Annotated in this window: 1 pseudogene; it reads left to right on the top strand. The window is 42.1% G+C overall.

The annotated features are described in order from the left end of the window. Positions 1–18: 18 nt before the first annotated feature. Positions 19–328 (top strand): annotated as a pseudogene (locus BCU94_RS19375) (hypothetical protein); the annotation flags it as partial.

Below are 328 nucleotides of genomic sequence, written 5' to 3'. Positions count from 1 at the left end.
GATGAAGCGGATCGCGCCGTGGCACCTTACCAATGTGCTCAATGTCATGGTAATAACGGTGCTCCAGAAGGACATGGTGAAGTCGGTGTTTGTTTCTGGTGCCATGACAATGAGTTTCAACCTAAAAACCATGGTTCAGTAAATAAACTGTTTCCGAAAATGTACGAAGGTGGTAACTCTCCTGAAGATATGACCTTTCATCCAGCTAAACCAATCATTGATGTGCCATCAACCGATAGAGATGCTGTGAGCGTTGTTAGTGGTGAAATGTACGGTGATCCAAATTACTTATTGAACATATTACCTGAGTTGAAAGATCAAAACTTTG

This window comes from Shewanella sp. 10N.286.52.C2 (assembly GCF_002874545.1).
Taxonomy (GTDB): domain Bacteria; phylum Pseudomonadota; class Gammaproteobacteria; order Enterobacterales; family Shewanellaceae; genus Shewanella.
Note: the sequence above shows the minus strand (reverse complement) of the source record. Positions and strands in the feature narration are given on the sequence as shown.